The organism is Pseudomonas bohemica (genome assembly GCF_002934685.1).
Classification (GTDB): Bacteria; Pseudomonadota; Gammaproteobacteria; order Pseudomonadales; family Pseudomonadaceae; genus Aquipseudomonas; species Aquipseudomonas bohemica.
The window spans coordinates 7,702-23,605 of the sequence record NZ_NKHL01000095.1 but is presented as its reverse complement, the minus strand read 5'-3'; the positions used below and the strand labels follow the sequence as shown (position 1 = coordinate 23,605).

General features: G+C 57.6%; 10 protein-coding genes. All 10 read left to right on the top strand.

Features of this window, described 5'->3' with window-relative positions; all coding sequences use genetic code 11:
- The first annotated feature begins 260 nt into the window (after positions 1–260).
- The 10 genes from CE491_RS07890 to CE491_RS07845 all read left to right on the top strand — a co-directional run bounded on the left by CE491_RS07890 (position 261) and on the right by CE491_RS07845 (position 15,184).
- A complete protein-coding gene (locus CE491_RS07890) occupies positions 261–2,423 on the top strand; it encodes an HET-C-related protein (protein ID WP_110947790.1) in 2,163 nt (720 codons plus the stop codon).
- Between the two features lie 105 nt (positions 2,424–2,528).
- Complete coding sequence (locus CE491_RS07885) at positions 2,529–4,127, top strand: ABC transporter substrate-binding protein (RefSeq protein ID WP_110947789.1); 1,599 nt, start codon at positions 2,529–2,531, stop codon at positions 4,125–4,127.
- Between the two features lie 284 nt (positions 4,128–4,411).
- Positions 4,412–6,040, top strand: a complete 1,629-nt coding sequence (locus tag CE491_RS07880) for an ABC transporter substrate-binding protein (protein ID WP_110947788.1) — start codon at positions 4,412–4,414, stop codon at positions 6,038–6,040.
- A 337-nt stretch (positions 6,041–6,377) separates the two neighbouring features.
- A complete protein-coding gene (locus tag CE491_RS07875) occupies positions 6,378–7,979 on the top strand; it encodes an ABC transporter substrate-binding protein (RefSeq protein ID WP_110947787.1) in 1,602 nt (533 codons plus the stop codon).
- Between the two features lie 156 nt (positions 7,980–8,135).
- On the top strand, positions 8,136–9,518 hold the full coding sequence (locus CE491_RS07870; protein WP_110947786.1) for an OprD family porin: 1,383 nt from the start codon (positions 8,136–8,138) through the stop codon (positions 9,516–9,518).
- A gap of 97 nt (positions 9,519–9,615) precedes the next feature.
- Positions 9,616–11,223, top strand: coding sequence for an ABC transporter substrate-binding protein (locus CE491_RS07865; RefSeq protein ID WP_234407542.1), 1,608 nt, complete (start codon positions 9,616–9,618; stop codon positions 11,221–11,223).
- A 74-nt stretch (positions 11,224–11,297) separates the two neighbouring features.
- Entirely contained in the window at positions 11,298–12,308 is a 1,011-nt protein-coding gene (locus tag CE491_RS07860; RefSeq protein WP_081565634.1) for an ABC transporter permease subunit, read from the top strand.
- Between the two features lie 11 nt (positions 12,309–12,319).
- Positions 12,320–13,231, top strand: a complete 912-nt coding sequence (locus CE491_RS07855; RefSeq protein WP_110947784.1) for an ABC transporter permease subunit — start codon at positions 12,320–12,322, stop codon at positions 13,229–13,231.
- 10 nt (positions 13,232–13,241) lie between these two features.
- Positions 13,242–14,210 (top strand): ABC transporter ATP-binding protein, encoded by a 969-nt coding sequence (locus CE491_RS07850; protein WP_110947783.1) that lies wholly within the window; start codon positions 13,242–13,244, stop codon positions 14,208–14,210.
- Entirely contained in the window at positions 14,210–15,184 is a 975-nt protein-coding gene (locus tag CE491_RS07845) for a peptide ABC transporter ATP-binding protein (RefSeq protein ID WP_110947782.1), read from the top strand. Before CE491_RS07850 ends, CE491_RS07845 begins: the two co-directional genes overlap by 1 nt.
- The last annotated feature ends 720 nt before the right edge of the window (positions 15,185–15,904 follow it).

The following is a 15,904-nucleotide window of genomic DNA, read 5'->3' as shown; positions in this document are numbered from 1 at the left end:
GCGGCAGTCAAGCCGAGACTGCCGCTGCCCGCTCCCCCCGCCTCCCCTTCCTGACCTCGCCCGTCGCACCTTCTTTCCTGACTGGATACCGAGTCCTACGTCTAGCAAATCCGTGTCTGATATTCACGTCCTGCGTAATGCATAGAATCGACACTCGTAGCACCCATCGACCACTGCATCTGGAGCGTCGCCATGCTCAGGCTTCTGCTTATGGGCGACGCCGGACCAGGGCTTATCAATGATTCAAGGAAGAATCCATCATGGCTTTTCAACCCGCGATAACACGCTCTTATAACCTGCCAGAAGAGGTGCAGAGCACCTTCGCTCTGGATCTGCTGACGCAGATCGCCACGAGTCTTTCGGCTGTCGACTTCACTCAAAGCATGGCGCGTATTTTTGGGGAGACTATTCCCGACCGCGTCTATTGCGCGTTACAAGAGCGATTGATTGCGGGTGATATCGAAAACCCGGCCATCCTGATCGAAGACAGTGACTATCTTGCCGATTACGACAATCGTGAACGCCTGATTCGTATCCACTCTTCGGTCATTGAAAACGTCGTCCGCAATGTTCGCATCGCCGAATTTCTGAACATTCTTCTGCATGAGTTCGGCCATCACATCGACAACGTACTGCGCCATGATTTCGGCGATTATCTTGACGACGAGTCGACACCACTGGCCGAGGACGCGCCAGGCGAGGAAGGGGCACGCTTTTCGTATTGGATGGCGTTGCTGGGCAAGTTCGACAGCACCTATATCCGCATCGCAACCTTGCAGTATCTGCCGCAGGAGCCGGAGCTGAACATCACGGCAAATTGGGAAAGCGCGCACAAAACCATCATCAAGCGCTACGACGCGGGGCTGAACAACGCCGGGCATTATCACGGCCACGCCGACCGTGAAGCCTTCGAAGCGGGTGACGGTGACGACGGCCACATGACCCACATGGAGATCGAGGAAGTTCTAAGCAGAAGCAGCTTTTCGGAACAGGAACGTAAAGCGGTCTATTTCGGCAATTGGTTGAGGGACTATTCGCAGGTAGTAGACCCCAAGATCGTTCGTGCCGCCGATACGCCCAAAGACTTCCCCGACGTCTTGTCTCGTGAAGCACTGACCAAGATTGTCGATATCCTCTCGATCAAGCGGTTCGGTGACATGCGTGTAAGCGCTCCGGAGCTATTCACCGTGACGCCCGAAATTCTCGGGGTTTACCGTCCGAGCGAGCACATCGACAATCCGAAAAGCACGGATTCGAATGCCCCGGACCCCACCACGCGCGACATGGACTTCGAACCGAAGGTGCTGGAAGGTGATCCGCTGCTGGAAGTCGATTACGAAACATCGATGAAGCGCTACATCGCGCGCTCCGTGGATTTCATGGAGCGCGAATTGCAGACGACCCTCAAAAAAACATTCAGTCCTGGCGGCCTGCGGGCGTTCGGTTCAGCACTGCATGTACTGGAAGACTTTTTCGCCCACTCCAACTTCGTGGAGCTGGCCCTGATCAAAAACGGCTATTCCCAGGTGCTGCCCTGGACTTCTCCTGCCGACTGCAAGGCCGGGCTGCCGCTGGTGACCGGGATGTTCGGGTCGACGGACGTTCTGGGGAGTCTACTCGGCCCGCTGGGCAAGATTCTGTTCTCGACCGACGATGTCACCTACATGCCACTGAAGCCGGGTGACCGCAGCCCCCGCGAGCAACTGCTGCTGATTCTGCTGCAGGAACATCACAACCCACTCTACCTAAAAAAGTTCGAGGAATTCCTGAGCGCCCGCGATGCCTGGGTCGGCCTGCCTTTCGCCGAATTTCTGCAACGCTGCGCCGCTTACCTGCAGGGCGCAGCGGCGGTGCCGGGTAACGCCGTCGCCGTCGTCATGAAGGACGTGCTCACACTGTTCGGCAACCACGTTGGCGACTGGCAGACCCGCTACGGACAAGACCCGCACGGCAACGGCTCGACCGACCCAACCCATTCGCAACTGGCCAAGGACCATGCCGAACACCCCTTGCATTTGCTGGCGGCTTCGCTGGCCGCCCACGCCGTCAGACATGTTGGCGATGCCATGGCGGCCTACTGGGCTGGCGATGTAGAGGCCGACCCCGTGGCCGTCGCCAAATCGTACTTCGCGCACCCTCAAGACACTGACTGGCAGGACGCAATGGTGGCCACCTGGGCAGCAGAAAATTCGCAGGAAGTTCAGCGGAGCAGCTCGACAACCGAGCTGCTCGAACTGCGCAAACAGTTGGCCGAGACAGGAAGCAACACACTGGAGCAAATGAGGAAAGACAGCATCGCTTACCTGAACTTCATGCGTGGTGAATTTCTCGACAAAGACTCCCCACTCTGGGCGCTGTTCACCTTGTCACCAGGAGGCACCACAATAAAAACGCTTCTTCAGTTACTGCGCATCATTAAATAGATCCGAGAGGCTTCTTGTACGCCCTCTCATCGGTACGGCATCCTGCGCTGTCGGTCATCACTCGATGATTTTCAGGCACGAATGCCGCACTTGTATGAGGTTCACATGGAGAAAACCTTCAACCCCTTGCTTCTGGCTGCAGCGATGGCGCTGTGTGTGCCGTCGGTGCAGGCCGCCAGCACGTTGGTGTACTGCTCCGAAGCGAGCCCCGCGGGCTTCGATCCGAGTCAGTACACCAGCGGCACCGAGTTCGATGCCTCGGCCGAAACCGTGTTCAACCGCCTGACCCAATTCAAGCGTGGCGGCACTGAAGTGGAACCGGGGTTGGCCACGCAATGGGACGTTTCCGACGATGGTCTGACCTACACCTTTCATCTGCGCCAGGGCGTGAAATTCCATACCACCGATTACTTCAAACCGACGCGCGAACTCAACGCTGACGATGTGCTGTTCACCTTCAACCGCCTGCTCAACGCCGACGATCCGTTCCGCAAGGCCTACCCGTCCGAGTCGCCCTACTTCACCGACATGGACATGAACAAGACCATCAAGCAGGTGGAGAAGGTCGACCCGCAGACTGTCAGGTTCCACCTGAACAACATCGATGCTGCGTTCATCCAGAACCTGGCCATGAGCTTCGCCTCGATCCAATCTGCGGAATACGCCGCCAAACTGCTCAAGGAAGGCAAAGCCGAAGACATCAACCAGAAGCCGATCGGCACCGGCCCATTCGTGTTCAAGCGCTATCAGAAAGACGCGCAGATCCGTTTCGTCGGCAACAAGGACTACTGGAAGCCAGAGGATGTGAAGCTCGACAATCTGATCTTCTCGATCAACACCGACGCGGCCACGCGCCTGCAGAAACTCAAGGCCAACGAGTGCCAGATCAGCGGCTACCCACGGCCGGAGGACATCGCGCAAGCCGAGAAAGACCCGAATCTGAAAGTGTTGAGTCAGGCCGGTTTCAACCTGGGCTTTCTCGCCTACAACGTGACCCATGCGCCGCTGGACCAGCTCAAGGTACGTCAGGCGCTGGACATGGCCATCGACAAGCCCGCGATCATCAAAGCGGTTTATCAAGGCGCCGGACAGCTGGCGCAAAACGCCCTGCCCCCTGCGCAATGGGGCTATGACCCGAACATCAAGGACGCGCCCCACGATCCCGAAAAAGCCAGACAGCTGCTCAAGGAGGCCGGCGTCGCGCCGGGCACGCAGATCAACCTCTGGGCCATGACCGTGCAACGCGCCTCCAATCCGAACGCACGAATGTCGGCGCAGATGATTCAGTCCGACTGGGCGAAAATCGGCATCAAGGCCAACATCGTCAGCTACGAATGGGGCGAGTACATCAAGCGCGCCAAGGCTGGTGAGCACGATGTGATGATCTACGGCTGGACAGGTGACAACGGTGACCCCGACAACTGGCTCGGCGTGCTCTACAGCTGCGCGGCGGTCAAGGGCAGCAACTATGCGAAATGGTGTAACCCGAGCTACGACAAGCTGGTGACTCAGGCCAAGCTGACCAGCAACCGCGCCGAGCGGATCAAGCTGTACCAGCAGGCGCAGAACATTCTGAAAAACGACGTGCCCATCACCCCGATCGCCAACTCAAAAGTGTTTCAGCCCATGCGCAAGGAGGTGCAGGACTTCAAACTCAGCCCATTCGGTCTAACGCCCTTTTATGGGGTGAGCGTGGCCAAATAGCACTATCAACCAGCAACATCGAAGTAACACTTACGATACAAACGGGTGCATTTGCCACGCGCAAACGCACCCAAAAAGTGCAACAAAGATACCGATATGCGACACGCAAACGTTTAACCGCGCCAGAAATTATACTTTTGCGACATTCGTGTACGTTCGTGCCACTCTTTGACACTTGATTGGCGCCAGCATCTTGCTTTGGGTATGGCGCCTGCATAAGTATCCGCGGGACCGACCCACAAGGTCGTACCCTCAACCAAAAAATGACAACAACTGAGGCCACCATGCTCAAAAAAGCGGTCATTCCGTTTCTACTCGGCGCAGGTTTGATCGCCAGCGCTCCCTTCGCTCATGCAGCATCGAACCTGGTGTTCTGCTCCGAAGGCAGCCCCGCTGGTTTCGACCCAGGTCAATACACCACCGGCACCGACTTCGACGCTTCGGCCGAGACTGTTTTCAACCGTCTGAGCCAGTTCGAACGTGGCGGTACCGCCGTAATTCCAGGTCTGGCTACCAGCTGGGACGTCACTCCGGACGGCCTGACCTATACCTTCCACCTGCGTGAAGGTGTCAAGTTCCACACCACGCCGTACTTCAAACCGACTCGTACCTTCAATGCCGACGACGTGCTGTTCACGTTCAACCGCATGATCAACAAGGACGATCCGTACCGTAAGGCGTACCCGACCGAATTCCCATACTTCACCGACATGGCGATGGACACCAACATCACTAAGGTCGAGAAGGTTGACGATCACACCGTCAAGATGACTTTGGGCACAGTCGACGCTGCGTTCATTCAGAACCTGGCGATGAGCTTCGCGTCCATTCAGTCCGCTGAATACGCAGCTCAGCTGCTCAAGCAAGGCAAGCCGGAGGAGATCAACCAGAAGCCAATCGGCACCGGTCCTTTCGTATTCAAGAGTTACCAGAAAGACTCCAACATCCGTTTCACCGCAAACAAGGACTACTGGAAGCCTGAAGACGTCAAGGTCGACAACCTGATTTTCGCCATCACCACTGACGCTTCGGTTCGTGCACAGAAGCTGAAGAAAAACGAATGCCAGATCATTGCTTACCCGCGTCCAGCCGACATTGCTCCGCTGAAGGCCGACGCTAATCTGAAGATGCCCGATCAGGCGGGCTTCAACCTGGGTTACATCGCCTACAACACGATGGACAAGATCAAGGACGACAACAAACCCAACCCATTGGCCAAGCTGGAAGTGCGACAGGCGCTGGACATGGCTGTCGACAAGAAAGCCATCATCGACGCGGTGTATCAGGGCGCGGGCCAACTGGCCGTCAATGCCATGCCACCGACCCAGTGGTCTTATGACACCACCATCAAGGACGCACCGTACGACATCGCCAAAGCCAAGGAACTGCTGAAAAAGGCAGGCGTGGCGCAAGGCACCGAAATCACCCTGTGGGCGATGCCGGTTCAGCGTCCGTACAACCCTAACGCCAAGCTGATGGCCGAGATGCTTCAGAACGACTGGAAGAAGATCGGCATCAACGCCAAGATCGTTTCCTACGAGTGGGGCGAGTACATCAAGCGCGCCAAGAACGGTGAAAACGGCGCGATGCTGATTGGCTGGAGCGGTGACAACGGTGACCCGGACAACTGGCTGGGCACCCTGTTCGGTTGCGACGCAATCAACGGCAACAACTTCGCCAAGTGGTGTGACAAGCCGTTCGACAAGCTGATCCACGAAGCCAAGGAAACTACCGACCAGGCCAAGCGCATCGAGCTGTACAAACAGGCTCAGCACTTGCTCAAGGACGCCGTTCCGATGACTCCGATCGCGCACTCGACTGTTTACCAGCCAATGCGTAAGGAAGTTCAGGACTTCAAGATCAGCCCATTCGGTCTGAATTCGTTCTACGGCGTGAGCGTCAGCGGTAAGTAACTCCTCTATATGACTTCACGGTCGCGGTACCTTCGGGTATCGCGATCGTGTCGTTATATGCGTGATTCATAAATGAAAATGAATATCGTTAGATGCGTAATTCGCAACACAGAGAATTTGCCTACTAACGATATGTACTTTTCCTACAACGTTTTAAGTAATCAGAAGTATTTACTGTGCGGCTTGGCGGACATACCGTCTCAAGTTCCCGCAGCTGATATTTGCCGTTTATCTGTCGGTCGGGTGTCCTGATCGGAAAGTCTGTTTGCGCAAACGATTGCTACGGGCTTCTCCGGTCATTCCAGGGTGATTCACGCTCCAGACGATAAGGATTGTCATGCGTAAACATATTGTGATGAGTTCGCTGTTAACTGCCGTGCTGTTAGCCACAAGTCCGGCTACCCAAGCCGCGACCAAAAGCCTGGTCTTCTGTTCCGAAGGCAGCCCTGCAGGTTTCGATATCGCTCAATACACTTCGGGCACGGATAACGACGCGGCAGAGCCGATCTATAACCGCTTGGCCGAGTTCGAGCGTGGCCAGACCAGCGTGGTGCCTGCCCTGGCGACCCGTTGGGACATATCCCCGGACGGCCTGAGCTACACCTTTCACCTGCGTGAGGGGGTGAAATTCCACAGCAACAAGCTGTTCACGCCGACTCGGGATTTCAATGCTGATGACGTGCTGTTCACCTTCAACCGCATGCTGCAGAAAGATCATCCTTTCCGGGTTGCATATCCGACGGAATTCCCCTACTTCACCAGCATGGGCCTGGACAAGAACATCAAGTCTGTCGAAAAGACCGGACCCATGACGGTCGTATTTGTTCTGAATAAAGTGGATGCGGCATTCATTCAGAATATAGCGATGAACTTCGCTTCGATTCTGTCCGCCGAATATGCTGACAAATTGATGGCATCCGGCAATGTTCGCGAGATAAACCAATCCCCTATTGGCACCGGACCATTTGTCTTTCAGCGTTATCAAAAAGATTCCCAGATTCGGTATGTCGCCAATAAACAGTTTTGGGACCCCAGCCGGGTGAAGATCGACCAACTGATCTACGCCATCAATACCGATGCCTCGGTACGGGTGCAGAAACTCAAGAAAAACGAATGCCAGGTCACACTCAATCCACGCCCGGCCGACATCGAGTCGATCAAGGCCGACAAACAACTGAAAGTGATCGAGAAGCCCGGCTTCAACCTTGGCTACATCTCCTACAACGTTCGTCATTCGCCGCTGGATAACCTGCAAGTGCGCCGAGCGCTGGATATGGCGGTCGACAAGAAGGCCATTATCGATGCGGTGTATCAGGGCGCCGGCCAACTGGCGCAGAACGCCATGCCGCCGACGCAATGGTCGTACGATGAAACGGTCAAGGACGCCCCTTACAACCCCGACAAGGCCCGGGAAATGCTGCGCGCCGCCGGCGTCAAGGAAGGCACCGAACTGACACTCTGGGCCATGCCCGTGCAACGCCCCTACAACCCCAACGCCAAGCTGATGGCGCAAATGCTTCAGGCGGATTGGGCCAGGGTCGGCATCAAGGCCACCATCGTCAGTTACGAGTGGGGCGAGTACCTCAAGCGCAGCAAGAATGGTGAGCACGATATCTCGCTGATCGGCTGGACCGGAGACAACGGTGACCCGGACAACTGGATGGGCACGCTGTACAGCTGCGCCTCCATCGGCGGCAACAACTACTCGATGTGGTGCGACGAAAAATACGACGCGTTGATCAAGGCAGCCGTTTCCACGGCGGACAAGGACCAGCGCATCAGCCTCTACAAGCAGGCCCAGCATTATCTCAAGAGTCAGGTGCCGATCACGCCGATCGCCCACTCGACTGTCATTCAGCCGTTGCGGGCTGAAGTCCAGGGTTTTTTGGTCAGCCCGTTCAACCGCAACAACTTCTCGGGCGTCAGCATCGCCGAATAACCCCGGGCAACTCGTGCCACAGGTGAGTTTCGCCTATGGCACTGCTTTATCCGCAATCCGCGGAACGAGCAAAAAAAGGCCCACAAGGCCGTTTCATCAAAGCCGGTCCACTCATAAAAACCGGCCTCTATAAGATGTAATAGGGAGCTTTAAAACGTGAAAAAAGTCAGCACAGCTGTATTCGCCTTGTCCGCACTCGCCTTGAGCGTCGCGGCGCAGGCAGAGCCAACCAGCCAGGAATTCGTTCCGACTACCCTGGCCACAAGCAACGCCCAGAGCGAAGCCAAAGGCTTTCTGGAAGATTCGAAACTGACCGGTTCGACCAGAAACTGGTATTCCAACGAACTGTTGCGTCGCGGCGGCAATTTCAGCCGCAGCGAAGACGGCGTTGTGGTCGATCGCGACCCACGCCGTATCAACTGGGTACAGGGCACCATCGTTGACTACACTTCGGGCTTCACTCAGGGCCCTATCGGTTTCGCCACCCAGATGGCGGTCTACAACGCCGTCGCGCTGGACCGCGACAAGGACGATTTGATGGGCGGCGCCAACCGTACCCTCACCAGGAACAACGGTGAAGCGGTCGGCCAGTGGAGCAAACTGGGGCTGGGCAACATCAAGGCGCGCATTTCCAACACTACGCTGACCGCAGGCCGCCAGTCGCTCAACACTCCGGTGCTGGCTTACATCGGCAACCGCGCGCTGCCGTCGAGCTTCGAAGGCGTGAGCGTGCTCAGCGAAGAATTCAATAACCTGTCGTTCACCGCAGGCAGCTTCGACCGCGTTTCGCCGCGTTCCGAGCAGAGCCTGACCAAGTTCCGTTCCGAGTACACCGCCAACGCGAACATCGAAGCCGATCGCGTGGACATCGCCGGCGTGGACTACAAACCGCTCAAGAGCCTGACCACGAGCTTTTACGCCTCCAACGTCGAGGACTTCTGGCACCAGTACTACTTCTCGTTCCTGCACGAAATGGGCGATACGGACGTGCTGGGCCTGTCGACCAACCTGAACTACTACAAAACCAAAGATTCGGGCCAGAAAAAGATGGGCCCCATCGACAACGACACCTACTCCCTGTCATTGACGGCGACCCACAAGGCGCACAGCTTCAGCATCTCGTATCAGGAAGTCGAGGGTGACACCTACTTCGACTACGTCCACGACAGCAACGCCATCTTCCTGGCCAACTCCCTGCTCTCGGACTTCAACGGACCGAACGAGAAGTCGGTACAGCTGGGTTACCTGCTGAACATGGCCGACTACGGCGTGCCGGGCCTGAAGTTCAACATCTATCAGGCACGTGGTTTCGACATCGACGGCACCCACTACAAGGGCACCGCCTATGACGTACGCGGCATGGACGGCGAAACCCACTACGAATACGGCATCGGTGCTTCGTACACCATGCAGTCCGGCCCGCTGAAGGCTTCGACCATGCGCGGCACCTACACCACTCACCGTGCGAGCGCCAACCAGGCTGACGGCAACATCAACGAGTTCCGTCTGGTGACCACGATTCCGTTCAACATCCTGTAATCAAACCGTGGGCAGTTTCGGGGCCGTTCCAAGACAGAACTTAAGGCCCCGAAACACCCACTCAGTAATGGCTTCATCACTTGCGGAGGGCGTTTTCTTGAAATCGACATTCAAACTCGCAACATTGCGCAACGCAGTCGCACTGGCACTGTTCAGCGTCGCGATCGGCGTCTCGGCCAAGCCACTGGTGGTCTGCACCGAAGCCAGCCCGGAGGGGTTCGACACGGCGCTGTACACCACCGCCGTCACCGCCGATGCGGCAGCGGAAACCATTTACAACCGTCTGGTGGATTTCAAGCCCGGCACCACCGAGATCGAGCCTGCGCTGGCCGAGTCCTGGGAAATCAGCGACGACGGGCTCAATTACACGTTTCATCTGCGCAAAGGCGTCAAATTCCACACCACCGATTACTTCAAACCGACGCGCGACATGAACGCCGACGACGTGGTCTGGAGCTTCCAGCGGCAGCTGGACCCGAACCATCCGTGGCACAAACAATCGACCGTGGGTTTCCCGTACTTCGAGAGCATGGGCTTCAAGGAGCTGCTCAAGAACGTCGAAAAGGTTGACGACAACACCGTCAAGTTCACTCTGACCCGCCGCGAAGCGCCATTCCTTGCCGACGTGGCCATGGCGTTCGCTTCGATCTACTCGGCCGAATACGCCGATCAGTTGCTCAAAACCAACAAGACCGAAGGCCTGAACAGTCAGCCCATCGGCACCGGCCCGTTCGTCTTCCAGCGCTACGCCAAGGACGCACAGGTGCGCTTCAAGGCCAACCCGGATTACTTCCGTGGCAAGCCGCCGGCTGACACGCTGATTCTGGCGATATCCACTGACAACAACGTCCGGCTGCAAAAGCTCAAGGCCAACGAATGTCAGATCGCGCTGTATCCGAAACCTGATGACATCCCGAGCATCAAGAAAGACCCGAACCTTAAGGTCGACGAGTTGAACGCGATGACCACCGCCTACATCGCGATGAATACCACGCGCCAGTACATGAGTGACGTGCGTGTGCGTAAGGCCATCGAAATCGCCTTCGACAAGGAAGCCTACGTCAACGCACTGTTCGGCAAGGGCAACGCCACCGTCGGCGTCAACCCGTACCCGGACACGCTGCTGGGCTATAACAAAGAATTGAAGAATCCAGCGCACGATCTGGACAAGGCACGTGCCTTGCTTAAGGAAGCGGGCGTGCCGGATGGCACCGTGTTCAGCCTGTTCACCCGTAATGGCGGTGGCCCCACCAACCCGAACCCGATGCTGGGTGCGCAAATGATGCAGGCCGATTTGGCGAAAGTCGGCATTAAGTTAGATATTCGCGTCATGGAATGGGGCGAAATGCTCAAACGTGCGAAAAACGGTGAGCACGACATGGTGTCCGCTGGCTGGGCAGGTGACAATGGTGACCCTGATAACTTCCTCACGCCACTGCTTAGCTGCGAGGCCGCCAAAAACGGCGAAAACTACGCCCGCTGGTGCAATCAGAAGTTCCAGACGTTGATCGATCAGGCTCGGGAAAAAACCGACCCGGCCGAACGTGCTTCGCTCTACGAGCAGGCACAGGCGATCTTCAATCAGGATCAGCCATGGATCAGCATGGCGCACACCAAGATGTTCACTGCAATGCGCAACAACGTAGAGGGTTATCACATTAGCCCTCTCACCACTAATAACTTCGCTACCACCCAAGTGAAGTAAGAAGAAAAATCTGGCGGGCTCTACCTAGAGCCACGCCAGTACACGCCTAACCGGCAGATGAGGTACACGAGAAGATGTTTAGTTTTATCGCTCGCCGAGTGGGGTTACTGATACCCACCTTCTTCGGCATCACATTGCTGACCTTCGCACTGATCCGCCTGATTCCGGGCGACCCGGTCGAAGTCATGATGGGTGAACGCCGGGTCGATCCGGAAATGCACGCCCAAGCCATGGAACGTCTTGGCCTGAACAAACCCCTTTATGCGCAATACATCGATTACGTCGGCAAGCTCGCCCATGGCGACCTGGGCGAATCGCTGCGGACGCGTACGAGCGTGTGGACCGAATTCACTTCACTGTTTCCGGCAACACTGGAACTGTCGATTGCGGCGCTGATATTCGCTGGCATCCTCGGGCTTCTGGCCGGTGTCATCGCGGCATTGCGACGAGGATCCCTGTTCGACCATGGGGTGATGGGTATTTCGCTTGCGGGATACTCGATGCCGATCTTCTGGTGGGGCCTGATCCTGATCATGTTTTTCTCGGTATCGTTGGGCTGGACCCCGGTATCGGGACGTATCGACCTGCTTTACGACATTCCTCCGAAAACCGGCTTCATGCTGATCGACACCCTGCTCAGCGATGAAGAAGGTTCGTTCATCGACGCACTGCGTCACCTGATCCTGCCGGCCATCGTGCTCGGCACCATCCCGCTGGCGGTGATCGCGCGGATGACCCGCTCCTCGATGCTTGAAGTGCTGCGTGAAGACTACGTGCGCACCGCACGGGCCAAAGGGCTGTCGCCAGCTCGCGTGGTTTTCGTTCATGGCCTGCGCAACGCGCTGATTCCGGTCCTGACCGTGTTCGGCCTTCAAGTAGGCACGCTGCTCGCCGGTGCCGTACTGACCGAAACGATCTTCTCCTGGCCGGGTATCGGCAAATGGCTGATCGAAGCCATTGGCGCCCGTGACTATCCTGTCGTGCAGAACGGCATCCTGTTAATCGCCTGCCTGGTGATTCTGGTCAACTTCGTGGTGGACATCCTCTACGGCTTTGCCAACCCACGCATTCGTCACCAGCGCTGAGATCACTTTCTATGAGCACATCTACTTCCGTAGTAGCAGTCGATCAAAGCCTGCTCTACCCGTCCGTCTACAAAGAGTTCTGGCAGCATTTTTCCAAGAACAAAGGCGCCGTCGCAGGCCTGGCGTTCATGCTGCTGATCGTTTTCTGCGCCCTCTTCGCCCCGTGGGTCGCCCCCCATGATCCGAGCGAGCAATACCGGGACTTCCTGTTGACCCCGCCGGTCTGGCTCGAAGGCGGCCAATGGCAGTTCCTGCTGGGCACCGACGAGCTGGGCCGCGATTTGCTGTCGCGTCTGATCCAGGGCTCGCGCCTGTCGCTGTTGATCGGCCTGTCGTCGGTGGTGATGTCGTTGATACCGGGGATCCTCATGGGTCTGCTGGCCGGTTTCTTCCCGAAAATCCTTGGGCCCACCATCATGCGTCTGATGGACATCATGCTGGCCCTGCCTTCGCTGCTGCTGGCCGTTGCCATTGTCGCGATCCTCGGCCCTGGCCTGATCAACACCGTGATCGCCATCGCCATCGTCTCGCTGCCGTCCTACGTGCGCCTGACCCGTGCCGCAGTCATGGGCGAGCTGAACCGCGACTACGTGACCGCGGCCCGTCTGGCCGGCGCCACCCTGCCGCGCCTGATGTTCATCACCGTGCTGCCGAACTGCATGGCACCGCTGATCGTTCAGGCAACCCTGAGTTTTTCCTCGGCCATCCTCGACGCCGCGGCGCTGGGCTTCCTGGGTCTGGGTGTACAACCGCCGACGCCTGAGTGGGGCACCATGCTCGCTTCGGCCCGCGACTACATCGAACGCGCCTGGTGGGTGGTGAGCCTCCCGGGCCTGACCATTTTGCTCAGCGTGCTGGCAATCAACCTGATGGGCGACGGTCTGCGCGATGCGCTGGACCCGAAACTCAAGAACGCCGCCTGAGGACGTCCGAATGCCACTTCTAGAAATCAACAACCTCAACGTTCGCTTCGGCGACGCCACAGCCACCCCGGTCGTCGATGGCCTGGACCTGGCTGTGGACAAAGGCGAAGTCCTGGCGATCGTCGGCGAATCGGGCTCGGGTAAATCCGTGACCATGATGGCGCTGATGGGCCTGATCGATCACCCCGGCATCGTCACCGCCGACTCCCTGAATTTCGACGGCAAGGACATGCTCAAGCTGAGCTCGCGTCAGCGTCGGCAGATCGTCGGCAAGGACCTGTCGATGGTCTTCCAGGACCCAATGACCGCGCTCAACCCCAGCTACACCGTGGGCTTCCAGATCCAGGAAGTGCTGCGCGCGCACCTGGGCATGTCTGGCCGCGCGGCGCGTCAACGTGCACTCGAGCTGCTGAAGAAGGTGGAGATTCCGGGCGCCGAACAGCGTCTGGACGCCTACCCGCACCAGCTCTCCGGTGGCATGAGCCAGCGTGTCGCGATTGCCATGGCGATTGCCGGCGAGCCGAAACTGCTGATCGCCGACGAACCGACCACCGCGCTCGACGTAACCATTCAGGCGCAGATCATGGACCTGCTGCTGGCCCTGCAAAAAGAGCAGGACATGGCACTGGTGCTGATCACCCATGACTTGGCCGTCGTCGCCGAAACCGCTCAGCGCGTCTGCGTGATGTACGCCGGTCAAGCGGTGGAAGTCGGTCAGGTCCCTGGCCTGTTCGACGTGCCTGCACACCCATACAGCGAAGCCCTGTTGGCGGCGATCCCGGAGCACAGTATGGGCGCTGCCCGACTGTCGACCCTGCCAGGTATCGTTCCCGGTCGCTACGACCGTCCAAGCGGTTGCCTGCTGTCGCCGCGCTGCCCGTATGTGCAGGAAAAATGCCGCCAGCAACGCCCGGCGCTGGACCCTAAGACCCAAAGCCTGGCGCGTTGCTTCTTTCCGCTGAATCAGGAGGTGGCGTAATGAGCGAAATCGTCTTGACCGCCCGTGACCTGACCCGTCACTACGATGTATCCCAGGGTCTGTTCAAACCCCACGCCACGGTTCGCGCCCTCAACGGTGTGTCGTTCGAACTGGAAGCTGGCAAGACTCTGGCTGTGGTCGGTGAATCCGGCTGCGGCAAATCCACCCTCGCCCGCGCCCTGACCCTGATCGAGGAGCCATCATCGGGCTCCCTGAAAATCGCCGGGCAGGAAGTGACCGGCGCGACCAAGGATCAACGCAAGCAACTGCGCAAGGACGTGCAGATGGTTTTCCAAAGCCCGTATGCCTCGCTGAACCCGCGTCAGAAAATCGGTGATCAGCTGGGCGAGCCGCTGCTGATCAACACCAAGCTTTCTGCGGCCGAGCGTCGCGAGAAAGTGCAGGCGATGATGAAGCAGGTCGGCCTGCGACCTGAGCACTATCAGCGCTATCCACACATGTTCTCCGGCGGCCAGCGTCAGCGTATCGCCCTGGCCCGCGCGATGATGTTGCAACCCAAAGTTCTGGTCGCGGATGAACCGACGTCGGCGCTGGACGTGTCGATTCAAGCGCAGGTGTTGAACCTGTTCATGGATCTGCAGCAGGAGTTCAACACCGGTTATGTATTCATTTCGCACAACCTGGCGGTGGTGCGCCATGTTGCGGATACGGTGTTGGTGATGTATCTGGGGCGGCCAGCGGAAATGGGTCCGAAGGAGGAGATCTACAACCGTCCGTTGCATCCGTATACGCAGGCGTTGCTGTCGGCGACTCCGACGATCCATCCGGATCCGTCGAAGCCGAAGATCAAGATCGTCGGCGAGCTGCCTAACCCGCTGAATCCGCCGTCAGGCTGTGCTTTCCACAAGCGTTGCCCGTATGCAACGGAGCGTTGTGTCGCGCAGGTGCCGGAGTTGCGTACTGTGGATAACCGGCAGGTTGCCTGTCATTACGCGGAGCAGTTTGTGGTTTGATTCGGGCCTGACTGCGGGGGAAAAAGGCCGTTGCGTGTAAGCGTGACGGCCTTTTTGGATTTGCGGGGATTGTCGGTTTAGGGATTGGGTGAATATCCGTTATCGAACGTGGCTCTTATCACGATTTCGCTTTTACAGCGGACCACTTTCGATCTATGGCGTCTTAACTTGCGTGAGAGAAGATCAAGTTTAAAAGCAGAGCAGGAACAGCAGAATTTGAAGATCAGCGCTGTACCTGTGGGAGCTTCTGGAGGTTACGACAGTGGGGAAAGCGAAGTTTCAGGCAACTGATCCGCAGCTGACCCACCGCATTCGCTGCCGTCGTAACCTCCGACGTCTCCCACAGCATCGCGTCAACCTGTAGCTTCTGCGTTTGCTCTTGCTGTCGCTCTTCCTCCGCGCAAGCCCAGACACCGTCGCGATCTGGAACGTCTGAACTTGCGTGAGAGAAGATCAAGATTAAAAGCAGAGCAGGAACAGCAGGATTTGAGGATCAGCGCTGTACCTGTGGGAGCTTCTGGAGGTTACGACAGTGGCGAAAGCGGAGTTTCAGGCAACTGATCTGCAGCTGACCCACCGCATTCGCTGCCGTCGTAACCTCCGACGTCTCGCACAGGATCGCGTCACCTGTAGCTTCTGCGTTTGCTCTTGCTGTTGCTCTTCCTCCGCGCAAACCCAGACACCGTCGCGATCTGGGACGTCTGAACTTGCGTGGGAGAA

What these genes read in the sequence shown, in the direction of transcription:
- CE491_RS07890 (WP_110947790.1), top strand. Translation starts at nt 261, where the DNA reads ATGGCTTTTCAACCCGCGATAACACGCTCTTATAACCTGCCAGAAGAG.
- CE491_RS07885 (WP_110947789.1), top strand. Translation starts at nt 2,529, where the DNA reads ATGGAGAAAACCTTCAACCCCTTGCTTCTGGCTGCAGCGATGGCGCTG.
- CE491_RS07880 (WP_110947788.1), top strand. Translation starts at nt 4,412, where the DNA reads ATGCTCAAAAAAGCGGTCATTCCGTTTCTACTCGGCGCAGGTTTGATC.
- CE491_RS07875 (WP_110947787.1), top strand. Translation starts at nt 6,378, where the DNA reads ATGCGTAAACATATTGTGATGAGTTCGCTGTTAACTGCCGTGCTGTTA.
- CE491_RS07860 (WP_081565634.1), top strand. Translation starts at nt 11,298, where the DNA reads ATGTTTAGTTTTATCGCTCGCCGAGTGGGGTTACTGATACCCACCTTC.
- CE491_RS07855 (WP_110947784.1), top strand. Translation starts at nt 12,320, where the DNA reads ATGAGCACATCTACTTCCGTAGTAGCAGTCGATCAAAGCCTGCTCTAC.
- CE491_RS07850 (WP_110947783.1), top strand. Translation starts at nt 13,242, where the DNA reads ATGCCACTTCTAGAAATCAACAACCTCAACGTTCGCTTCGGCGACGCC.
- CE491_RS07845 (WP_110947782.1), top strand. Translation starts at nt 14,210, where the DNA reads ATGAGCGAAATCGTCTTGACCGCCCGTGACCTGACCCGTCACTACGAT.